Annotated in this window: 20 protein-coding genes; 8 read left to right on the forward strand and 12 right to left on the reverse strand. The window is 75.8% G+C overall.

All coding sequences use genetic code 11. The annotated features are described in order from the left end of the window. Window positions 1-19 precede the first annotated feature (19 nt). Both DER29_RS02910 and DER29_RS02915 read left to right on the forward strand, forming a co-directional pair. Window positions 20-649, forward strand: a complete 630-nt coding sequence (locus DER29_RS02910) for a hypothetical protein (protein WP_121395901.1) — start codon at window positions 20-22, stop codon at window positions 647-649. 168 nt (window positions 650-817) lie between these two features. Continuing rightward, a complete protein-coding gene (locus tag DER29_RS02915) occupies window positions 818-1,738 on the forward strand; it encodes a DNA-3-methyladenine glycosylase (protein WP_121398961.1) in 921 nt (306 codons plus the stop codon). A gap of 105 nt (window positions 1,739-1,843) precedes the next feature. On the opposite strand, the gene DER29_RS02920 is transcribed toward DER29_RS02915, so the two are convergent. After that, window positions 1,844-2,347 carry a DUF1990 family protein gene (locus tag DER29_RS02920; protein ID WP_233599621.1) on the reverse strand — a complete coding sequence of 168 codons (504 nt, stop codon included), beginning with the start codon at window positions 2,345-2,347 and terminating at the stop codon, window positions 1,844-1,846. Window positions 2,348-2,432: 85 nt separating this feature from the next. Between DER29_RS02920 and DER29_RS02925 the strand changes: the two genes are divergently transcribed. Next, window positions 2,433-2,924, forward strand: coding sequence for a GNAT family N-acetyltransferase (locus DER29_RS02925; protein ID WP_121395903.1), 492 nt, complete (start codon window positions 2,433-2,435; stop codon window positions 2,922-2,924). Here DER29_RS02925 and DER29_RS02930 read toward each other — a convergent pair. Further along, entirely contained in the window at window positions 2,899-3,321 is a 423-nt protein-coding gene (locus DER29_RS02930) for an SRPBCC family protein (RefSeq protein WP_121395904.1), read from the reverse strand. The genes DER29_RS02925 and DER29_RS02930 overlap by 26 nt on opposite strands. A gap of 164 nt (window positions 3,322-3,485) precedes the next feature. Next, a complete protein-coding gene (locus DER29_RS02935) occupies window positions 3,486-3,698 on the reverse strand; it encodes a hypothetical protein (RefSeq protein ID WP_121395905.1) in 213 nt (70 codons plus the stop codon). Between the two features lie 135 nt (window positions 3,699-3,833). On the opposite strand from DER29_RS02935, the gene DER29_RS02940 reads away from it, so the two are divergent. Continuing rightward, a complete protein-coding gene (locus tag DER29_RS02940) occupies window positions 3,834-4,946 on the forward strand; it encodes an ATP-dependent DNA ligase (protein ID WP_121395906.1) in 1,113 nt (370 codons plus the stop codon). A 32-nt stretch (window positions 4,947-4,978) separates the two neighbouring features. Then, on the forward strand, window positions 4,979-6,568 hold the full coding sequence (locus DER29_RS02945) for an alpha/beta hydrolase (RefSeq protein WP_121395907.1): 1,590 nt from the start codon (window positions 4,979-4,981) through the stop codon (window positions 6,566-6,568). Here DER29_RS02945 and DER29_RS02950 read toward each other — a convergent pair. Continuing rightward, window positions 6,495-7,007 carry an ion channel gene (locus DER29_RS02950; RefSeq protein WP_121395908.1) on the reverse strand — a complete coding sequence of 171 codons (513 nt, stop codon included), beginning with the start codon at window positions 7,005-7,007 and terminating at the stop codon, window positions 6,495-6,497. The two genes, DER29_RS02945 and DER29_RS02950, sit on opposite strands and share 74 nt — an antisense overlap. A 74-nt stretch (window positions 7,008-7,081) precedes the next feature. Between DER29_RS02950 and DER29_RS02955 the strand changes: the two genes are divergently transcribed. After that, a complete protein-coding gene (locus DER29_RS02955; protein ID WP_121395909.1) occupies window positions 7,082-7,534 on the forward strand; it encodes a GNAT family N-acetyltransferase in 453 nt (150 codons plus the stop codon). A gap of 376 nt (window positions 7,535-7,910) precedes the next feature. Here DER29_RS02955 and DER29_RS02965 read toward each other — a convergent pair whose 3' ends face one another. The 4 genes from DER29_RS02965 to DER29_RS02980 all read right to left on the reverse strand — a co-directional run bounded on the left by DER29_RS02965 (window position 7,911) and on the right by DER29_RS02980 (window position 15,735). Then, on the reverse strand, window positions 7,911-8,651 hold the full coding sequence (locus DER29_RS02965; protein WP_233599622.1) for an ABC transporter ATP-binding protein: 741 nt from the start codon (window positions 8,649-8,651) through the stop codon (window positions 7,911-7,913). 142 nt (window positions 8,652-8,793) lie between these two features. Continuing rightward, entirely contained in the window at window positions 8,794-9,792 is a 999-nt protein-coding gene (locus DER29_RS02970) for an ABC transporter ATP-binding protein (RefSeq protein ID WP_121395911.1), read from the reverse strand. A gap of 2 nt (window positions 9,793-9,794) precedes the next feature. Then, window positions 9,795-12,506 (reverse strand): FtsX-like permease family protein, encoded by a 2,712-nt coding sequence (locus tag DER29_RS02975; RefSeq protein ID WP_233599623.1) that lies wholly within the window; start codon window positions 12,504-12,506, stop codon window positions 9,795-9,797. Between the two features lie 37 nt (window positions 12,507-12,543). Then, window positions 12,544-15,735, reverse strand: coding sequence for an FtsX-like permease family protein (locus tag DER29_RS02980; RefSeq protein ID WP_121395912.1), 3,192 nt, complete (start codon window positions 15,733-15,735; stop codon window positions 12,544-12,546). Window positions 15,736-15,906: 171 nt separating this feature from the next. On the opposite strand from DER29_RS02980, the gene DER29_RS02985 reads away from it, so the two are divergent. Beyond that, window positions 15,907-16,200 carry a hypothetical protein gene (locus tag DER29_RS02985; protein WP_148709970.1) on the forward strand — a complete coding sequence of 98 codons (294 nt, stop codon included), beginning with the start codon at window positions 15,907-15,909 and terminating at the stop codon, window positions 16,198-16,200. A gap of 12 nt (window positions 16,201-16,212) precedes the next feature. On the opposite strand, the gene ligD is transcribed toward DER29_RS02985, so the two are convergent. Then, window positions 16,213-17,238: a non-homologous end-joining DNA ligase gene (ligD, locus tag DER29_RS02990; RefSeq protein ID WP_121395914.1), complete on the reverse strand. Its 1,026-nt coding sequence runs from the start codon at window positions 17,236-17,238 to the stop codon at window positions 16,213-16,215. A gap of 47 nt (window positions 17,239-17,285) precedes the next feature. Here ligD and msrB point away from each other — a divergent pair, with 47 nt between their 5' ends. Then, window positions 17,286-17,699, forward strand: coding sequence for a peptide-methionine (R)-S-oxide reductase MsrB (gene msrB, locus DER29_RS02995; RefSeq protein WP_101414752.1), 414 nt, complete (start codon window positions 17,286-17,288; stop codon window positions 17,697-17,699). A gap of 86 nt (window positions 17,700-17,785) precedes the next feature. On the opposite strand, the gene DER29_RS03000 is transcribed toward msrB, so the two are convergent. The 3 genes from DER29_RS03000 to DER29_RS03010 form a co-directional block, all read right to left on the reverse strand. Continuing rightward, the gene (locus tag DER29_RS03000) at window positions 17,786-18,370 is read right to left on the reverse strand and encodes a DUF305 domain-containing protein (RefSeq protein ID WP_121395915.1); all 585 of its coding nucleotides are present in this window, start codon (window positions 18,368-18,370) and stop codon (window positions 17,786-17,788) included. Between the two features lie 69 nt (window positions 18,371-18,439). Then, the gene (locus tag DER29_RS03005; RefSeq protein ID WP_121395916.1) at window positions 18,440-19,186 is read right to left on the reverse strand and encodes a lytic polysaccharide monooxygenase; all 747 of its coding nucleotides are present in this window, start codon (window positions 19,184-19,186) and stop codon (window positions 18,440-18,442) included. Window positions 19,187-19,304: 118 nt separating this feature from the next. Continuing rightward, on the reverse strand, window positions 19,305-19,580 hold the full coding sequence (locus DER29_RS03010) for an isoamylase early set domain-containing protein (protein WP_121395917.1): 276 nt from the start codon (window positions 19,578-19,580) through the stop codon (window positions 19,305-19,307). Window positions 19,581-19,732: the final 152 nt, after the last annotated feature.

The following is a 19,732-nucleotide window of genomic DNA, read 5'->3' on the forward strand; positions in this document are numbered from 1 at the left end:
CCATAAACGAGGAGGGCACGTGGCACAGATGAAGCGAACCGTCATCGTCGCGAGCGCGATGGTCGCGTTGACGGCCTGCGCTCCCGCGGGTTACGAGGGGGCGAACCCGGGCGCGGCCGAGCCGGTCGCCGTGACCGCCGCCGAGTCCACCGCGGCGCCTGAGCCGGAGGTCTCGCCGTCCCCGGCCACGCCGCCCGCCGACGCGGACCTGACCGAGGAGCTGAACGGCCGGAAGGTCGCCCGGATGGGCAGCGTGGTCACCGACCAGGACGGGTGGATCCTCTACCGCTTCGACAAGGACACCAACGACCCGCCCTCGTCGAACTGCGTCGACAAGTGCGCCCAGGTGTGGCCCCCGGCGCTGACCGACGGCAACCCGGAGCTCAACGGCGTCTCCGACGACAAGGTCGGCACCGTCACCCGCCAGGACGGCAGCCGGCAGATCACCCTCGACGGCTGGCCGCTCTACCGCTACGTCGGGGACAAGAAGCCCGGCCAGTGGAAGGGCCAGGGCGTCGGGGGCACCTGGTTCGTGGTGGCCCCGGACGGCAGGAAGAACCTCAGCTGCCTGCCGACGGGCACCCCGAAGCCGGTCGCCCCGCCGTCCGACGAGAAGGCCGGGCAGGGCGACCCGAACTACTCGTACTGACCCACGGGACCCGGTGGCCGGTCGTGGCCGGGGAGGGCGCGGCCGGTCCCCGCCCCGTGACCGGCCACGACGCCGGACCGGCCATGACATCGGACCGGCACCACCGCCGGACCGGCCGCGCCCGGCGGTGTCGCCGGTCACGGGGCGGGGACGTGACAGCATGTGCGGGTGACCGGGACCGAACCCACCGCGCGTCGGGAGCTGCGCCCGCCCGCCGGGTACCGGTTGGCCGCGTCGGTCCGGGCGTTGACCTTCAGCCCGTACGACCCCTGCGCGCGCGTCGCGGCCGGCACCTTCTGGTGGGCCGCCCGCACCCCGGACGGTCCGGCCACCCTCGCCCTGCGGCCGGCCGGCGGCGCCCTGCTCGCCGAGGGCTACGGTCCCGGGGCCGACCGGGTGGTCGAGTCGGCGGACGCGGTCGCCGGGCTCCGGGACGACGTGGGCGGGTTCGCGGCGCTCGCCGCCGCCCACCCCGTGGTGGCGCGGCTCGCGGCCCAGCACCGGGGGCTGCGCATGCCGGCCACCGGGCAGGTCTTCCCCCGGCTGCTGCGGGCGGTCTTCGAGCAGAAGGTGACCGGCAAGGAGGCGTACCGGGCGTACGCGGCGACGGTGCGGCACTTCGCCGAGGCGGCGCCCGGACCGATGCAGCCGCTGCTGCTGCCGCCGGACCCGGCGGCGGTGGCCGCCACCCCGTACTGGGTGTTCCACCCGTTCGGGGTGGAGCAGCGCCGGGCCGAGACGCTGCGCCGCGCGGCGGCCGTCGCCGACCGGTTGGAGCGCTGCGCGGACTCCGCCGAGGCCACCCGCCGGCTGACCGCCGTCGCCGGTATCGGCCCGTGGACCGCCGCCGAGGTGGTGCGCGTCGCGTACGGGGACCCGGACGCGGTCAGCGTCGGCGACTTCCACGTGCCGAACACGGTGGCCTGGGCCCTGGCGGGCGAGCCGCGCGGCGACGACGCCCGGATGCTGGCCCTGCTGGAGCCGTTCCGGGGGCACCGGGGGCGGGTCTGCGTGCTGCTGGCGGCCGGTGGCGTGCAGGCGCCGAAGTACGGCCCGCGGATGCCGATCCGCTCCTTCGCCCGGTTCTGACCGGGTCCTGCCGACCGCCGGGCTTCGCGCCGGGGTACGACGCGGTGCCGGCCGGGCATGCGGGTCGTCGTGGCGGGCTGCGACGACGGGTGGCGAGGGTGCGGGTCAGGGGCGCGCGCAGAGGCGGCGCAGGGTGCGGCCGAGCCACCAGGCGTACGCCCGCTGGAAGGCCCGACCGGCGGGCCCGGCGGCGCGCATGACCCAGCGGTCCGGCCGACTGAACGCGACCACCTCGAACCAGACGTGGCCGGCGGCGTCGCGGCTGACCACGAACGCCTCCTCGCCGCGCGCCGGGTGCCCGGGCAGCGTGCCGTACCCGAAGCCGGCCCGCCGCCCGTCGTCGACGGCCCAGACCACCTCGCAGGGCGCGGCCAGCCGCAGCGGCCCGACGCCCAGCCCGGAGACCACCCGGACCCCGGGCGCGGCCCGCTCGGCGGCGGCGTCGATCCGGATGCCGGCCGCCCGGTGCAGGCGCCAGCCGAGCACGGCGTCTCCGGCCGTCGGGAAGCAGGAGTCGGGCAGCCGGACCCGGTGCCGCACGTGCCGCCAGCCGGCCGGCAGCTCGCCGGTCTCGGTGGCGCCCACGTGCGGATAGGTCAGTGCCGGCACGGCGCACCCCCACGGCTCGACGGGACACCGCCAGCGTACGGGCGGTGCGGGCGGCCCGCCCGGCGGCCTGTGGTTGGCTGTCGGAGTGATCATCGAGCCGCGCATCGCCCCCGCCGACGTCACGGACGCCGGCGAGATCCTCACCGTGCAGCGCGCCGCGTACCTCACCGAGGCCCAGCGCTACGCCGACCCGTTCCTGCCCCCGCTGACCGAGACCCTGGAGGAGGTGCGGGCCGCGCTGGCGGGTCCGGCGACGGTGCTCACCGCCCGGCTCGGCGACCGGCTGGTCGGCTCCGTGCGGGCGCACGTCGACGGCGACACCGCGCACGTCGGCCGGCTCTCCGTCGCCCCGGACCAGCAGGGCCGGGGCGTCGGCGGGCGGCTGCTGCGCGCGGTGGAGGCGGCCTGCGCCGCCCGGGTGCGCCGCTTCGCGCTCTTCACGGGCGCCGACAGCGCGCAGAACCTGCGCCTGTACCAGCGGCACGGCTACCGGGTGGTCGGGCACCGGCCGGACCCGAACGGCATCCGGCTCGCCCTGCTCGAGAAGGCGGTCAGTCCCGCTCGCAGCGACGCCTGAGCCCGTCTGCCTCCAGCCGCAGGTATCGGCGCATCAGGTCGCCGTAGAGCCAGCCGACGGGCCCGGCGAGCGGCCCGGACTGCGTGATGGCCAACTCGACGCGGCTGCGCCCGTCGGGCAGCGGCAGCACCCGGTGCTCGCCGAGCGTGCGCACCCCCGGGCTGCCCGACACCCAGGAGAACGACCGGCCCTCGGTCAGCTCGGTGACCCGCCACACCGCCGGTCGCAGCTTCGGCTGCTCCAGCCGGGCGGTGGCGCCCAGCGCGAGCGGTCCCGCCTCCCCCCGTAGCGCCCGGCGCACCGAGGGCGTCCATTCCGGCCACCGCTCGACGTCGACCAGCACCGCCCAGACCCGTCCCGCCTCGGCGGCCACCTCCGTACCGGCCTCGAACCGCATCGCGCCCCCTCCCCGTGTCGGCGCCCGGCGGCGCCGCTGCCAGTCTCGACGACGCCGGCTGGAGAATCGTGACGGGGCGTCGTCCGCCGGCCGGTCCGCCGGGGTGCCGGGGCCGGCGGCGTGCCGGGCCGCCGGGGGGTCCGCCGGGCTCGGCCGCCGCCGGGTCAGGCGGCCTCGCGCAGGTCGGCCAGCCCGAGGGGGGTACGCCGGCGCAGCAGTTCCTCCAGCTCCGCCACCGTGCCGGCCTCGCCGAGCACGTCCTTGCCCCCGCCGAACTGGCGGGGATAGCGGCGCACCAGCCGGTACCGGTAGCGGCCCCGGATCAGCTCGACGCTCACCCGCCACCGCCCGCAGCACCCGCACACCCACTCCGACACCCCGCGAAGGTAGCTCTGACCTGGGCTTTTGCGATTCGCTCGGTGCGGCACGAGCGGCGCGCGGCCGGACACGCCGCCCGCCAACCGAACGTGTTCTGCCTCACAACTGTCGGTGCGGTCTGGTTGACTGTCGCCGTGAAGCTGCCGATCAGTCCGCCGGTCGAGCCGATGCTGGCCAAGAGCGTCCCCCGGATCCCCACCGCGCCCGGGATGACCTACGAGCCGAAGTGGGACGGCTTCCGGTGCATCGTGTTCCGCGACGGCGACGAGGTGGAGCTGGCCAGCCGCGGCGGCAAGTCGATGACCCGCTACTTCCCCGAGGTGGTCGAGCAGGCCCGCCGCCAGCTGCCCGCGCGGTGCGCGGTCGACGGCGAGCTGATCGTGATCCGGCGCGACGGCCCGGGCGGGCAGCCCCGGCTCGACTTCGAGCTGCTCGCCCAGCGCATCCACCCGGCCGCGTCCCGGGTGAAGCTGCTGGCCGAGACGACCCCGGCCGACTTCGTCGCCTTCGACCTGCTCGCCCTCGACGACGAGACGCTGCTCGACGAGCCCTATCCGCGGCGTCGGGCCCGGCTGGAGTCGGCGCTGGCCGGGGTGCGCCCGCCGGTGCACGTCACCCAGGTGACCACCGACGTCGACACCGCGCACCGCTGGTTCGACGTCTTCGAGGGCGCCGGCCTGGACGGCCTGATCGCCAAGCCGGCCGACCTGCCCTACGAGCCGGGCAAGCGGCTCATGTTCAAGGTCAAGCACGCCCGCACGGCCGACGTGGTGGTGGCCGGCTTCCGCTGGCACAAGTCCGGCCCGGTGGTCGGCTCGCTCCTGCTCGGCCTGCACGACGACGAGGGGGTCCTGCACCACGTCGGGGTGAGCGCGTCGTTCACCATGGCCCGCCGCGCGGAGCTGCTGGAGGAGCTGGAGCCCTACCGTGACGTCGGCGCCGACCACCCGTGGGTGCACGGCGACCACGAACGCGGCCAGCGCCTCCCCGGCGGGGTGAGCCGCTGGACGGGCGCCCGCAACCTCGAGTGGGAGCCGCTGCGCCCCGAGCTGGTGGTCGAGGTCGGCTACGACGCCATGGAGGGCGACCGGTTCCGGCACACCGCCCGGTTCGTCCGCTGGCGGCCCGACCGTGATCCCCGCTCCTGCCGCTACGACCAGCTCGACCGGCCCGTACGGTTCGATGTGGACCAGGTGCTGCGCGGCGATCCCACGGTTACCGTGGGGTCCGCCGCCGGTCCGGCGTAGCCTGGCCGTCGACCCGACACGGAGGCCCGCTCGTGACCCGCACCCCCGACCGGATCCGCCGGTTCCGGCTCACCCTCGCCGGGCTGGCCGCCGCCGCGCTGGTCGCCGCCGGCTGCACCATCCCGACGATCGCCCCTCGGACGGAGGCCGGCGGCGAGGCCGCCGCCCCGGGCACGGCGCCCACCTGGCGGGCCTGCCCTGAGGTGGCCGAGGAGCTGGTCGGGCGCGGCGCGCCGAACATCCGCTACGAGTGCGCGCGGATCAAGGTGCCGCGCGACTGGGGCACGGGCCCGGGCAGCGGGGCCACCGCCGGGCCGGGCGCCGGGCAGACCTTCGAGATCGCGCTGCTGCGGGCCCGGTCGACCAAGCAGCGCGACCGGATCGGCTCGCTGGTGATCAACCCGGGCGGGCCCGGCGGCTCCGGCGTGGACACGGCCGTCTACCTCTCCTTCGGCCCGGCGTTCGGCGGCCTGCCCGCCTCGGTCACCGACCGGTTCGACATCGTCGGCTTCGACCCGCGCGGGGTGTCCCGTTCCAGCCCGGTCAAGTGCATCCCCGACGCCGACCTGGACGCCAGCTTCGGCTACGACCCCGACCCGGAGAGCCAGGAGTCGTTCGACGGGTTCGTCGCGCTCAGCCAGCGGATCGGGCGCGGCTGCGGCGACCGCTACGGCGACCAGCTGCCGCTCTACGGCACCGAGCAGGCCGCCCGGGACATGGACGCGGTCCGCGCCGCCGTCGGCGACGACAAGCTGACCTACCTCGGCTACTCCTACGGCACCCTGCTCGGGGCCACCTACGCCCAGCTCTTCCCGCAGCGGGTACGGGCGCTGGTCCTCGACGGCGCGGTCGACCCGAAGCAGGACCTGATCGCCGGCTCGGAGGGCCAGGCCAAGGGCTTCGAGCGGGCCTTCGGCAACTTCACCACGTGGTGCGCGGCCAACGCCGGGCGCTGCCCGATCGCCCCCGACGCCCGGGCGGCGGTCACCTCGGCGATCGACAAGGCGCGGGTGTCCCCGGTGCGCGGGGACGACGGCCGGGAGGCGACCGCGGGCTGGGTCTTCTACGCGATCATCTCGTCGCTCTACACGGAGTCGGGGTGGCAGGAGCTGGCCCGCGCCATCGACAAGCTGGAGGGCGGCGACCCGGCAGACGTGTTCCGCCTCGCCGACGCGTACGCCGACCGGGACTCCGACGGGCACTACTCGAACATGTTCGACGCCAACCTGGCGGTCAACTGCGCCGACGAGGAGCAGAAGCCGAGCCGGGAACGCATCCGGCAGCTCCAGTCGCAGTGGCGGGCGAAGTATCCGCTGTTCGGGCCGGCCCTGGCCGTCGGCCTGCTCTCCTGCGCCGAGTGGCCCGGGGGGCGCGACCCGTACCCGACGGGCCCGGCCGCCGGGGCGCCGCCGATCCTGGTGGTGGGCACCACCGGCGACCCCGCGACGCCCTACGAGCAGACCCCGGCGCTGGCCGCGATGCTGGGCGTGGGCCGGGTGCTCACCTGGGAGGGCGAGGGGCACACCGCGTACCCGCAGACCTCCTGCATCACCCGGGCGGTCGACGCCTACCTGATCGACCTGGTCGTGCCCAGGGATGGGCTGCGCTGCCCGGCCCGCTGACCGGTCGTTCCGGCGGCAGGTCGGGCAGGTCGATGCCCTGCCGGGCCGCGATCTCCTCCAGCAGCGCCCGCATCCGGCGCACGTCGGCCTTGAGCTGCTCCTGCTCCTCGTGCTCGAAGGCGTCGTCGTCGACGATGAGCTGACTGGCGAAGTGCGCGGTGATCAACGGGATGACCAGCAGCACCATGGTCGAGATGAGCAGCGCGGCGAGGGTACGGCCCTGCCAGCTCACCGGGGAGATGTCGCCGTAGCCGACGGTGGACGCGGTCACCACCGCCCACCAGACGGCGTCCGCCGGGCTGCGCTTCTCCACGTGGCCGTAGATCACGCCGGCCACCACGATCATCAGCAGGTAGGAAATGATCAACGTACGGGGGGAGTTGGCGAACCAGACCAGCCCCCGGTAGATCAACCGGAACGGCAACAGCAGGACGTCCATGGACAGTCATGTTGCCCCCCGTACGCCAGCGCTGCCTGCCCATCGGTCCGGCTCACTGTGCCACGCTGAGCGGCATGAGTGACGTGATCTTCCGGGAGGCCGTCCGAGCCGACCTGCCCGCCGTGATCGCCCTGCTCGCCGACGACGTGCTCGGCAGGACCCGCGACTTCACGGAGGTCGACGCCCGGTACGAGAAGGCGTTCGCCGACATCGACGCCGACCCGCGCAACCAGCTGATCGTGGCCGACGCGGACGGTGAGCTGCTCGGCTGCATGCAGCTGACCTACATCCCCGGGCTGGGCCGGCACGGCGCGGAGCGGCAGCTGATCGAGGCGGTCAGGGTCCGCTCCGACCTACGGGGGCAGGGCCTCGGCCGGCAGATGATCACCTGGGCGGTCGACCAGGCGAAGCAGCGTGGCTGCGCCCTGGTCCAGCTCACCACCGACAAGACCCGCCACGACGCCCACCGCTTCTACCTCGACCTCGGCTTCCTCCCCACCCACGAGGGCATGAAGCTCCCCCTCTAACCCGCCTCTCCCCCTCTCCCGCCCAGCCCAGCGCCACCCCGCCGCCCCACGGCCGCAGCCCCGCCGCCCACGGCCGCAGCCCCACAGCCCGCCGCCCAACAGCCCGTCGCCCAACAGCCCGTCGCCCCACAGCCCGTCGCCCCACAGCCCGTCGATCATGCAGTTGTGGTGCCCGACGAAAGGGGTGAAGTAGCTGAGAGCTCCCACCACAACTGCATGATCGACGCGGACGGGGCGGGCGATGCGGGTGGGGCCGGGCGACGCGGACAGGGGGCGGGCGACGCGGGTGGGGCCGGGCGACGCGGACGGGGGCGGGCGGCGCAGGCAGGGCTGGGCGGGGCGGGCGGGGGGCGTGGAGGGGGTGGTGGGAGTGGTTTCAGGTGGGGAGGAGGTGGCCGTCGCGGAGGGTGAGGACGCGGTCGGCGAGGTCGATCAGAGCCGGATCGTGGGTGGCGACCAGCGCGGTCATGCCTCGGGCGTGCACGACCGCCCGGAGCAGGTCCATGATCGACCGGCCGGTCTCGGAGTCGAGTTGACCGGTCGGCTCGTCGGCGATCAGCAGGTCCGGCTCGTTGGCCAGGGCCCGCGCCACCGCCACCCGCTGCTGCTGCCCGCCCGAGAGCTCGTACGGGCGCTGGCCCGCGTGCCCGCCGAGGCCCACCAGCTCGAGCAGCACCGCCACCCGCTCCTCCCGCTCGGCCGCGGGGACCCGCGCCAGCCGGAGCGGTACGCCGACGTTCTCGGCGGCGGACAGGATCGGCACCAGCCCGAAGGTCTGGAACACGAAGCCGACCGTGCCGCGGCGCAGCTCCAGCAGCTCCTTCTCACCGGCGCCGGTGACGTCGTACCCGGCGACCACCACCCGGCCCGAGTCGGGCCGGTCCAGCCCGCCGACCAGGTTCAGCAGGGTCGTCTTGCCCGCACCGGAGCGACCCCGCACGGCCACCAGCTCGCCCCGCCCGGCCGAGAACGACACGTCCCGTACGGCGTGCACGGCGTGCTCGCCGCGGCCGAACGTGCGGCTGACCCCCTCCACCCGGACCACCTCGTCGGTGACGGTGGCGCCCGCCACCGTCCCGGCCGACCGTCCGTCCCGCGTCACGTCGCGCTCGCTCATGATCCCGCCCCGCTGTGCTCGGCGCGGTCGACCGAGTCGACCACGCGGTTCCGACTGATGCCCCGCCCGCTCACGGCGACGGCCTTCCGCCCGCCCGCCGCGCCGGCTTCCCGCCCGTTCACCGCCACGACGATCCGCCCGCTCATCGCGGCGTCTCGCGCTCGTCCTGCGGTCGGTCGCCCGGGCGCACCTCCACGTGGTCCGGCTCCAGGTTGAGCCGCACCCGGTCGCGCAGCGACAACGCGTCCACGAACGGCGCCGGCAGCTGCATCCGGCCGCTGCGGTCGAGCACGGCGTACTCCTCGCTGACCAGTTCGGTGCTGCCGTCCGCGCCGATCCGCGCGGTCCGGCGTACCTCGGAGGCGGTCCGGCCGTCGCGGATCGCGACGGTCCGGCGGACCTGGTCGGCCACGGCGTGGTCGTGGGTCACCACCACGATGGTGACGCCGAGTTCGGCGTTGATGGTGCGCAGCGCCGCGAAGACGTCGGCTCCGGTCGCCTCGTCCAGCTCACCGGTCGGCTCGTCGGCGAAGAGGACCTCGGGATCGTTGGCCACCGCCACCGCGACCGCGCAGCGCTGCTGCTCGCCGCCGCTGAGCTGCCCGGGCCGCCGGTCGGCGCAGTGACTGACCCCGACCATGTCGAGCAGTTCCCGGGCCCGCTCGCGGTGGGCCCGGCGGCCGCCGCGCCGCCCGGCGAGCCGCATCGGCAGCTCGACGTTCTCCAGCGCGGTCAGGTACGGCAGCAGGTTGCGGCCGGTCTGCTGCCAGACGAATCCGACCATGTTCCGCCGGTAGCTCAGTCGCCGCCGGGTGGAGAGGTTGAGCAGGTCGTACTCCCCCACGCGGGCGATGCCGGCGGTGGGCGTGTCCAGCCCGGAGAGGATGTTCAGCAGTGTCGACTTCCCGGAACCCGAGGCGCCGACGATCGCCACCAGCTCACCCCGGTCGATGACCAGGTCGAGCCCCTGCAACGCGACGACCTCCACCCCCTCGGTCTTGAAGATCCGGACCAGCCCGTCGCAGACGATGTGCCCGCGCAACCGGTCCCGGCCGCCGGCCCGCTCGGCCGCACGCTGGGCGGCCCGCTGTTGCAGGGCGGCCAGATCCGGCACGGCGGTGGTCTCCGCGGTAGCGGTCATTGTCAGTTCTCCTCTCCGAGCCGGAGCACCTCGCCGAGGCGCATCCGGCGGTTGTTCAGGGCCTCGACGGCGACCGCGAAGCCGAGGGCGAGCGCACCGAGCGCGACGACCGCGGCCGCCAGGCCGGGCTCGAACGCGACCCGGACCTCGACGCCATCGGTGAAGGCGGACAGTCCGAGCACCGGGGTGAGCAACAGCGGCAGGGCCGTGCCGACCAGCGCACCGGTCACCACCGAGACGCCCACCAACGGGACCAGCTCCACCAGCAGCAGCCCGCGCCACTGGCGTCGCGACAGGCCGAGGGTGCGCAGCCGGGAGAGCACCTGGCCGCGCTCACGGGCGCCGGCGAGCACCGTGAAGGCGATCGCGAGCAGGCCGAGGGCCGTCCCGCCGGCCGCGCCGGCGGTGAAGCCGAAGGCCAGCACCCCGTTCGCGCCGCCCTCACCCACCTGCCGGCGGGTGTCCGCGAAGGTCAGCACCTCCACGCCGCGCGGGCGCTCCCGGCCGGTGACCGCCCCGCCGGTCTGGAAGCGGGACTGCCCCGCATCGCCGGCCCGGCGCAGCGCGTCGCCGTCCAGGTCGTCGCCCGCCACGAGGAAGCCGGTCGGCACGGCGGCGTAGTCCCGCCGGGGCAGGGACTGCCAGGGCAGGACGACGAACCGGCTGCTGTCGGCGCGCAGCAGCGGGAAGCTCTCCGCCTGCCCGGCGACCCGGAACTCGTACCGCTGGCCCTGGGCACTGACGAAGGCGGAGCCGTCGAGGCCGGCGGCGGCCAGCTCGGCGGCGACCGTCGGGGAGACCACCGCGGGCAGCGGGCCGCCTCCCCCGGCGGGGGCGAGCAGCGCCGCCGGCACCGTCACGTCGACGCCGGACTCGCGGACGATCCGGGCCAGGGCCGGACCGTCGACCATGAGCACGGTCACCCCGCCGAGCCGGGTCTCGGTGCCGACCGCGTCCTTCGCCAGGCGTTGGCCCGCCTCGTACAGCACGGGGCTCGCGGCGCGGACCCCCGGCAGCCGCTCCAGTTCGGCGCCCGTGTCCGGGGCGATCCGGTCCCCCAGGATCAGGGCGTCGGCGGGGACCACCCGGCTGGCGGCCCGGTCCCGGCTCGCCTCGATCCCGGCGGCCGTCACCGCGCAGAACGCCGCGGTCGCGATGGCCAGCACGACGACCACCAGCGGCACGGCGACGACGGAGCGGCCGGCCCGGGCCGTGCCCAGGAAGGCGACGCTGCCCCGGGCCCGGGCCGCGAGCCGGCTGACCAGCCGCAGCGGCCACGGGTACAACCGCATCGCGACCACCGCCGCCGCGACGGCCAGCAGCACCGGCACCGAGACCAGCAGCGGGTCGACCTCCCCGGGGGTGAGGCCGCGGCGGCGCAGCAGCACGACCGCGAGGCCCGCGAGGACCAGCAGGCCCGCCTCCACCGTGAGGCGACGCGCGGAGGGGCGCGACCGGATCAGGTCGCGCCGACCGGCACCGCCCCTGGACGCGGCGAGGGTGGCCACCGGCAGCGCGAACGCCACCAGGACGGTCGCGGCGACGGCGAACCACAGGGTCTCCCCCGCTGCCCCCGGGGCGAGGCCACCGACCAGCCAGCCGAGCGCGCCGGCGGGTGGCACCACCAGCAGCGCCTCGGTCAGGCTGCGGCCCGCGCTCGTGGTGGCCGCCCCGCCCCGGGCACGCAGCAGCGTGAACTCCGAGCGGCGGCGGCGCACCAGCAGGCCGGCGGCCAGCACGACGAGCCCGGTCAGCGTGGCCAGTACGCCCGCGGCGATGACCCCGAGCACCGTCCGCGCGCTGTCCACCTCGGCGGAGAACTGCCGCAGCGGGATGTCCAGCCCCTGGACGAGGTTGCGGCCGCCCGCCTCCCGGGTCATCTGCTGGAGGCCGTCGATCACCTGGTCCAGCTCGCGGGCGTCGACGCCGTCGGCGCCCAGGCGGTAGCGCCAGCTGAACGTCAGCGGCCAGCCGGCGACGGCCTGGCGGTTCAGCGCGGCGCCGTCGACGACGCCGACGGCGATGAAGGGTTGGCCGTCCCCCACCGGCTCGACGATGCGCAGCAGCGGCGGCAGCCCGTCCCAGAACCCGTCGGCGGCGTCACGGGGCTGGAAGAGGCCGACCACGGTGAGCTGGGTGGGGGGCGGGGAGTCGGCGGTGAGCGGCTCCGGCGCGGCGAGGGTGAGCCGGCTGTTGAGCCGCAGGTTCAGCTTGCCGGCGACGTCCGCGGCCAGCGCCACCTGCACCGGCTGGTCCTTCGGCGTGTCGGCCGGCCAGCGTCCCTCGACCAGCGTGCCGGCCTCCTCGATCCCGGTCACGGACCGCAGGCCGAGGTGGACCAGGAGGTTCTTCGCCGCCAGGTCCGGGCCCCGCACCAGGCTGGCCGGGGTCTCCCCGGCGTACCACCGCTGCTCGACCATCCGCCGGACGACCGGCGGCATCGCGCCCTCGATCGCCGCCAGGTCGCCCTCGTGCGCGGCCACCACGGAGGTGCCGTTGTCCGCCGCGGCGAGCGGCCCGGACGAGTACGTCACGTCCCGCTGCTGCGGCGGCACGGCACCCAGGTGGGCCTCCAGGCCCTCCTGGGCGTGCCCGTTGACGATCCTGGGCACCCCGCTGATCACCAGCGTGGCGACCAGCGTCAGCGCCGCGAGGAGCAGGAACTGCCCGCCGTACGCCCGGACCCGGCGGACGACCGCCCCGATGCTCACCACGCCCCGTCTCCGCTCCTGGTCGTCCCTACGCTCCCGGTCACCGGTCTCCCCCGATCCGCAGCTGCGCCACGGCCACCCGCTGCCGGATGCCGAGGGCGATGAACGCGCTGAAGGCGAGTGCCGCCAGCAGCAGGCCGAGCGCGGTCAGGCCGATGGGCAGCCAGGGCAGCACGAAGGCGGCCTCCGGCACCGGCCGGCCCGCGGACGGCGTGAGGATGACCAGCGGGGCCATGGTCGCGCCGACCGCGGCGCCCAGCAGCAGGCCCACACCGACGCCGATCCCGGCCAGGAAGGTCTGCTCGGCCAGCAGCGCCCGGGCCAGCAGCCGGGGGCTGGCGCCGAGCGTGTGCAGCACGGCGAACTCCCCCAGCCGGTGCCGGGCGGTCGCCCAGACGTCGACGATCAGGCCGACCAGGGCCAGCAGCACCGAGCCGAGCGCGGCGGCGAGCAACCCCGTGCGGGCCCCCTGCCAGTACGGGTCGTCGGCGGCCCGCGCGGCCACCTCCCGCCGGTCGAGCAGCGTGGCGTCGGTCAGTCCGGCCGCCGCGCGGGCCGCCTCGGCGTGGCCGCCGTCGTCGGTGCTCAGCCACCACTCCCCGACCGGTCGGACGCCGCCCCGGTCCCGGATCAGCCACTCCGCCGCCGCCGGCAGGTCCAGCAGCACGCCCTCGCCGGCCGTGGACGGCACCTCGTCCAACTCGCCGACCAGCGTGACCGGCACCGTCGCGCCGGACAGCACGAGATCGACCGTCTCACCGACCTTCAGGCTCAACGCGTCGCGCACGGCCGGGGTCATCAGCGCGGGCACCGGCCGGTCCTCGCCGGCCGGCACCACGGCGAACCGGCTCGGCGGCTGGAACGCGAACCGGCCGCCCGCCCGGTACTCGACCTCCCAGTCGGCGCTCAGGCCGGTGGCCGTGACCGGCGCGCCGACCGGCTTGCCCTGGCCGTCGACGGCCACCCAGTCGCCGTCCAGCGACGCCGGCCGGGCCGTGCCGTCGGCGCCGACCAGCCGCAGGTCCGACACCTCCAGGCGGTACGCCCGCCCGCGCGCGCTCCCCCCGTCGGCCTCGAAACCGGACAGTCGTACGGAGCCCTCCCCCGCAGGGACGGCGACGGTGAACGCCGCCGGCCGGCCGTCGCTGCCGGTGCTGCCCGCCGGAAGCCGGAAGACCAGCCCGTCCGCCCGGGTCAGCAGCACCCAGAGGCCGATCTGGTGCGGCGTGACGGCGTCGCGCACGGGGGTGCGTACCGTGCCGGTGAGCGAGCGGGTGCCGGCGGGCAGCTCCACCCCGGTCGGCGCGCCGCGCGCCCGGGTCAGCCGGTCGAACAGCGCCGCCGCCGGCTCGTCGGTCAGCCTCTCGTTGAGTCGCAGCACGTCGGCCGCGGCCGAGGCGTCGAGGCTCACCACCGTCGTCGGCAGGTCGGCGCGGCCGAGGCGGATCTCGTCGCGCCAGGCCGGCAGCGCCTCGCCGACGCCGGGCAGCGCGGCGAGCTGACCGGCCCGGCCGTCGGGCGCCGAGCCGGTGCGCTCGATTACCCGCAGGTCGGCGCCGACGGTGTGGTCGGCCTGGTCGGCCTGCGACAGCTCGCCCGTGGTCACCAGCGACCACGCCAGGGTGCTGCCGCCGACGGCGAGCGCGAGCAGCAGCACCGGGCCGGCGTGCGGGCGTCGCCCCGCCTGCCACATGCCGAACATGGTCGCGGTCCACGGCTTGCGGTCGACGAACCGCTCGGCGAACCGGGTCGCGGGCGGCAGCAGCCGCAACGCCACGACCGCGCCGGCCAGCACGCCCAGCGTCGGCGCCGCGACCAGCAGCGGGTCCACCCCGAGCCGGCCGGCCGCCCCGGCGACCGGCGACGAGTACTGGCGCAGCTGGGTCCAGGCCAGCACCGCGAAGCCGACCAGCACCAGGTCGAGGCTGGCCCGCTGGACGCTCGCGGCGCGGGTGGGCCGGGACCGGGCCGCCATGTCGGCGACGTAGGTGCCGGCGCCCCGCAACGTCGGGACGACCATCGCGACGAGGCAGCCGGCGGCGGTGGCGGCCGCGGCGGCCCAGACCAGCGTGGTGTTGCCGGCGGCGAGCGTCAGCGGGGTCGCGCCGCCGGTGCCCACGTGCCGCAGCGCCTCGCCGGCGATCAGGGGCCCTAGCACGCCGGCGGGCAGGACGACCAGTGCCGCCTCCCGGGCCGCCAGGCCGGCCAGTTGCCGCCGTGCGGCGCCCCGGGCCCGGAGCAGGGCGGTCTGGCCGCGCCGGTCCTCGTGCAGCAGGGCGGCGACGAGCACCAGCGCGTACCCGCCGAGGACGACGATCAGCAGCAGCGGGGTGGCCAGCGAGGAACGGCCCACCAGGTCGGCCCGGGTGACGCGGTCGAGGAGGCGGTCGATCGCCGTGACGGTCTGGCCGGAGGAGCCCAGCCCGGCCGCCTCGGGCACCTCGGCGAGGGCCGCCGTGAGCGCCTGCCGCACGTCGGGCAGCCGGCCCGCGCCGGCCGCCGCCGCGAGGTCCGGCTCGACGACCCAGGACGCCGACACCGAGCCCGGGTAGGCGGCGACGAAGTCCGCCGGGTCCAGCACGAACGGCCCGTACGAGGTGCCGGCGTCCGCGGCGCTGCCGGCCCCGACCCCGGGTGCCAGCCGCCAGTACGGGTCGGCCGGGTCGCGGGGCCGCCACGTCCCGACGAGCACCACGGTGCTGGCCTCGTCGGACCGGCGGTCCAGCATCGGCACCCGGTCGCCGACGGTCATCCCGAGCAGGCCGGCGACCTTCTCCGGCAGCGTGACCTGCAACGGGGATGTTCCCGGGGCGGGCCAGGCGCCGCTGCTCAGCTCGGCGTGGCGGGGCAGGTCGTCGAGGGCCGCCAGGGTGGCGAAGACCGGGTCGTCGTCGCGGACCACGGTACCGAGGTCGCCGGTCAGCTCGCGGCCACCGCCGTAGCGGGCGGCATCGACGGTGACCGGCGCGCCGCCGAGGCCGGCGGCGAACCCGTCCCGGACGGCCCGGTCCCGGGTGGCGAACTCGGCCGCGTCCCGGCCGGCCGTGCCGCTGACCAGGAGGCTGCGCTCCTCGAACGACGCCCCGCTGAGCAGGGCACGCTGGCCCGCCTCGACGGCCCGCCGGTTGTAGTCAGAAAGCCCGGTGACCAACGCGACCGCCACCAGGGCCGCGACCACCGCGGCGAGCAGCAGCCCACGCGCCTCGCGGGCCCGCCTCCACACCAGCTTCATCCGATGCCCTCCCCTGGCCCGCTGTCGGGCCGACGATCAGGGAGAGGGGCGACGTGCCGGGAAAGGTTCGCGCCCGTTACTTGATCGTTATCCGGCGGCGCCGGCCGGTCGCCGGGTCGCCGGCCGGGCGAGCGGAGGAGCGCGGTGGCGCGGATGTGCTTCGATCACCGGATGGAGATCGCCCTCACCGCCCTGATGGCGGCCGTCGTCGCGCTGCTCGTCGCCCAGTTGCCGGGCAGGGCCGAGCAGGCGCGCACCGCGTACCGGCTCGCCGAGATCGAGCGCCGGCTCCGGCTGGTGATGGACCACCTGGGCGTGGTGGACGCCTCGCCCCTGCCGCCCGAGGTGGGTCGGCACCTGGCCCGGGGCGACAAGATCAAGGCGATCGCCGCGTACCGGAAGGCGACCGGCGCGGACCTGCGCTCGGCCAAGGAGGCGGTGGAGGCGTACGGCGACCGGCGGTGACGGCGCGGGGCGTCAGCGGGGGCGGTCGCGGTCCTTGGAGGGCTGCACGCGCTTCGGCTCGCCGGGCATCTTCGGGTGGTCCGGCGGGTAGGGCATGTCGCCCTGGCCGGCGGTGGCGTCCCGGTCGGCCCACTCGAGCAGCGGGGTGATGTCCCACGCGGTGTCGTCGATGCCGGCGTGCGGGTCGCCGCGCTCGGCCAGCCGGGCCGGGACGGTGCGCAGGTCGAAGTCGTCGGGCTCGACGTCGGGCAGCTCGTCCCAGGTGACCGGGGTGGACACGGTGGCCCGGGCGTTGGCCCGCAGCGAGTACGCGCAGGCGATCGTGCGGTCGCGGGCCATCTGGTTGTAGTCGACGAAGACGCGGGCGCCCCGCTGCTCCTTCCACCAGGCGGTGGTCACCAGCTCCGGCCGCCGCCGCTCCAGCTCGCGGGCCAGCGCGATGGTGGCCCGGCGCACCTCGGTGAACGTCCAACGGGGCGCGATCCGCAGGTAGACGTGCACGCCACGGCCGCCGGAGGTCTTCGGCCAGCCGGTGACGCCCAGCTCGTCGAGGAGCCCGCGCAGCTCGCCGGCGGCAGAGGCCGCGTCGGCGAAGTCGGTGCCGGGCTGTGGGTCGAGGTCGATGCGCAGCTCGTCGGGGCGGTCGACGTCGGCGGCACGCACCGGCCACGGGTGGAACACGATGGTGCCCATCTGGGCGGCCCACGCCACGTGGGCCAGGTCGGCCGGGCAGAGCTCGGCCGCGCTGCGCCCGCTCGGGAAGCTGATCGTGGCCGTCTGCACCCACGGCGGTACGCCCCGCGCGGGCACCCGCTTCTGGAAGAACGCCTCCCCCTCGACGCCCTCGGGGAAGCGCTGCAACGTGGTGGGGCGCTCGCGCAGGGCGCGCATGATGCCGTCGCCCACCGCGAGGTAGTAGTGGAAGACGTCGGCCTTGGTGAAGCCGCGCTGCGGGAAGATCACCCGATCGGGACTGGTCAGCCGGACGTCGCGCCCGGCCACCTCGATCTGTTCGGCCGCGGCCTTCGTACCACCCATTGCGCGACCATATGCCACACCCCCGACGTCCGGCGTACCGTTGGCGGGTGAGTCTTGACGAGAGTGAACTGCCCCGTACCGAGGAAGAGTGGCGGGTCCGGCTCAGCCCGGAGGAGTTCCGGGTGCTGCGGGAGGCCGGCACCGAGCGCCCGTGGACCGGCGAGTACGTCGACACGAAGACACCCGGGACCTACCACTGCCGGGCCTGCGGCGCGCAGCTCTACCCCAGCGACACGAAGTTCGACTCGCACTGCGGGTGGCCCAGCTTCGACGACGCGATCCCGGGCGCGGTCAAGGAGATCGAGGACCGCAGCCTGGGAATGAGCCGCACCGAGATCCGCTGCGCCCGGTGCGACAGCCACCTGGGGCACGTCTTCCGGGGCGAGGGTTTCACCCCGAAGGACACCCGGCACTGCGTCAACTCCGTCTCCATCCGGCTGGAGCCGCGCGCCGACGCCTGAGGCGCCCCGGCTCCGACGACGGCGGCCGGCGGACCTCCGGGGCGCCGGCTCGCCGGGTCTCGGCCGACGCCGGCGCGCCCGGAGGGTCAGGCCCGCCGGCCCGGCGCCAGGCCGGCCATCAGCGAGACCTCGGCCGTACGCGACCGCTCGACGCGCCCGGCGAAGTCGCGTACGCGCGGGTCGGCGCCGACCGTCTGGTGCGCCCGGGCCAGGTCGGCCGCCGCGTCCTGGTGCGGGGCGAGCAGGTCGAGCAGGACGCGGTCGACCTCGCCGTCCGGGGCGGCCCGCAGGCGTGCCATGTCCTCGGCGGCGGTCCCGTGGTGCCCGTGGTCGTGCCGGCGGGCGGCCTCGGCGGCGGCCGGTCCGGCGTCCGTCAGCCAGCCGCGCATGGTGGCGAGTTCGTCGGTCTCGGTGACCTCGATGGCGGCGACGAGGGTGCGCAGCTTCGGGTCGGTCACCCGGTCGCGGCTGAGCCGCACCATCTCGAGCGTCTGCTCGGTGTGTGCCGCCAGCGTGGCCAGGAAGACCACGTCCAGGCCGTTCATCGCGGTCCCGCTGGTCGCGGCTGTGCCCGGCGGCGCGGGGGCGGGCGACGCCGGGGTGGTCTGCGCGGCGCAGCCGGGGACGATCAGCAGGGCGGCGAGCAGGGCGACCGTGGGCAGCCGTCGCATGGCGTACTCCGATCCGGGGAGGGGTGACGGGTGCGGCGGACGCCGGGAAGGCGGGCCGCACCCGTCCGGTCAGACCTGCGACCAGAGCGCCGGCACGTGCGGCGGCTCCCAGCCGGGGATCGCCGTGTGCGCCTGCCGGCAGCGGTACGTCAGCCCGCCGTAGGTGACCTGGTCGCCGACCTGGTAGGCCCGGCCCGTCGTCCAGCTGCCGCCCGGCGCGGGCGGGGTGGTCGGGGCGGCGGTGGGGGTCGGGGTCGGCGACGGGGCCGGCCGCGTCGGGCTCGGGGTGGGCGACGGGTTGCCGCCCCCGCCGACCTGGAGGTCCACGCAGGAGTAGAACGCGTTGGCGGTGTCCGCGATGTTCCACACGGCGAGGACCTTCTGCCGTCCCGGGTAGCCGCCCAGGTCGACGGTGTGCGAGACGGTGGCGCCGGGCTGCTGCCCGCCGCCGTTGACGACGGCCACCCGGGTGCCGCCGATGAAGTACTCCCAGTTGCTGGTGGCGTGCCGGGCGGTGTTGGTCCAGGTGAAGGTGACGGAGCTGCCGACGGAGGTGGCGGGCCAGCCCCGGCTGTCGTCGTTCAGGACGGCGAACTGGGCGATCCCCGCGTGGCAGCTGCGCAGCCCCTTCGGCCCCTCGACGCTCTGCGGCTCGTACTTGATCTGCCCGCAGTCGGAGACCCGCCCCTGGGCGCAGAGCGCCTGCCGGCTCGGCGGGCCGGAGACGTAGCCGTGGGCCTGGGCGGGCGCCGCGACGGCGAGTGCGGAGACGACGGCGCCCGTCGCCACGAGCGGGATCGTGATTCTTCGGCGCATGATGGCCGCTCCTTCGGACTTCAGCCTGGTGAGGTGCCCTCAACATAAATTAAAGCTTGTTAACAGTAAAGACTCCTGTCGATAAAACATCGGGCGATCTGAGTACGCAGGGTGACCGTCAGAGCAGCAGCAGGCTGCCCCGCTCGTCCACCCGGTCGGCGGACTCGTCGTCCAGCCAGACGCCGCCGGCGGCGAGGTAGCGGAAGCGGTACTCCCCCGGGCCGAGTCGCACGGTGACCGTCCGGGTGCCGTCGCGGCGCGGGACGAGTTCGTGCCGCCCCGGTTCCCAGCCGTTGAAGGAGCCGACCACGCTGACCGCGCCGGGCGGGGTGTCGCGGGGCAGGCTGAAGGTGACGCGTACCTGGTTGCCGAAGAGCTTGTTCCGCTTGATCATGTCGTGTTCCTCCGGGGTCGTGCGCGGTCAACCGGTACAACGCCCGACACGCCGGGGGCGACACGCCGCCACCGCGGAGTGACCCGGGCCGTTCCGCCGGCCGGGCACGGTCCGGCTGCCGCACGCTCGGGGAAACCGTGTCGGCGTTCGGG

The sequence above is a fragment of the Micromonospora sp. M71_S20 genome (genome assembly GCF_003664255.1).
GTDB lineage: Bacteria > Actinomycetota > Actinomycetes > Mycobacteriales > Micromonosporaceae > Micromonospora.

Bases quoted from the DNA above. Each gene is read 5' to 3' on its own strand.
- DER29_RS02965 (WP_233599622.1), bottom strand. From the start codon at position 8,651: ATGAGCGAGCGCGACGTGACGCGGGACGGACGGTCGGCCGGGACGGTG.
- DER29_RS02950 (WP_121395908.1), bottom strand. From the start codon at position 7,007: ATGGACGTCCTGCTGTTGCCGTTCCGGTTGATCTACCGGGGGCTGGTC.
- DER29_RS02970 (WP_121395911.1), bottom strand. From the start codon at position 9,792: ATGACCGCTACCGCGGAGACCACCGCCGTGCCGGATCTGGCCGCCCTG.
- DER29_RS03010 (WP_121395917.1), bottom strand. From the start codon at position 19,580: ATGATCAAGCGGAACAAGCTCTTCGGCAACCAGGTACGCGTCACCTTC.
- DER29_RS02980 (WP_121395912.1), bottom strand. From the start codon at position 15,735: ATGAAGCTGGTGTGGAGGCGGGCCCGCGAGGCGCGTGGGCTGCTGCTC.
- DER29_RS03000 (WP_121395915.1), bottom strand. From the start codon at position 18,370: ATGCGACGGCTGCCCACGGTCGCCCTGCTCGCCGCCCTGCTGATCGTC.
- DER29_RS03005 (WP_121395916.1), bottom strand. From the start codon at position 19,186: ATGCGCCGAAGAATCACGATCCCGCTCGTGGCGACGGGCGCCGTCGTC.
- DER29_RS02955 (WP_121395909.1), top strand. From the start codon at position 7,082: ATGAGTGACGTGATCTTCCGGGAGGCCGTCCGAGCCGACCTGCCCGCC.
- DER29_RS02930 (WP_121395904.1), bottom strand. From the start codon at position 3,321: ATGCGGTTCGAGGCCGGTACGGAGGTGGCCGCCGAGGCGGGACGGGTC.
- DER29_RS02985 (WP_148709970.1), top strand. From the start codon at position 15,907: ATGGAGATCGCCCTCACCGCCCTGATGGCGGCCGTCGTCGCGCTGCTC.
- ligD (WP_121395914.1), bottom strand. From the start codon at position 17,238: ATGGGTGGTACGAAGGCCGCGGCCGAACAGATCGAGGTGGCCGGGCGC.